The organism is Amycolatopsis sp. SID8362, from assembly GCF_010550475.1.
Classification (GTDB): domain Bacteria; phylum Actinomycetota; class Actinomycetes; order Mycobacteriales; family Pseudonocardiaceae; genus Amycolatopsis; species Amycolatopsis eburnea.
The window spans coordinates 1-472 of the sequence record NZ_JAAGNB010000563.1; the positions used below are offsets into that span (position 1 = coordinate 1).

The 472-nt window shown below is 76.3% G+C and carries 1 protein-coding gene; it reads right to left on the reverse strand.

All coding sequences use genetic code 11. From position 1 onward, the window contains the following. On the reverse strand, positions 1 to 472 hold a 472-nt coding region (locus G3I65_RS17425; protein WP_160697046.1), incomplete at both ends, for a tetratricopeptide repeat protein.

Below are 472 nucleotides of genomic sequence, written 5' to 3' on the forward strand. Positions count from 1 at the left end.
GGCCGCGCCGAGGCTGGTGGCCGCCATCGTCAGCAGCAGCGGGTGGTTGAGGCGCGCCAGGATCGCGCACGCGCGTTCCGCCTCGGCGTGCGCTTCGCCGGGGTGACCGGCCGCCAGCAGCACCTCCGCCAGGTCGATGCGGCTCCAGGCTTCCCCGAAGGCGTACCCGGCCGAGACCGCCGCACAGACCGCTTTCTCCGCCGTCGCCCGGGCTTCGGGGTGCCGGCCGAGCCGGGCCAGGACCAGGCCGAGCTGGGCCGTCGCCAGGACGGCGCCTTCGTCGTCGCCGAGTTCCTCGCGGATCGCGCGGGCGCGGGCCGCGGACGTCAGCGCGTCCTCGTACTCCCCCAGCACGTCCTGGGCGTTGCTCAGGTTCGCCCACACGAGGGCGGCGACGGCGTGACTGCCCGTCTCCCCCGCCAGCACCAGTGCCTCCCGGTAGCGCGCGACGGCGTCCGGGTAGCGGCCGAGC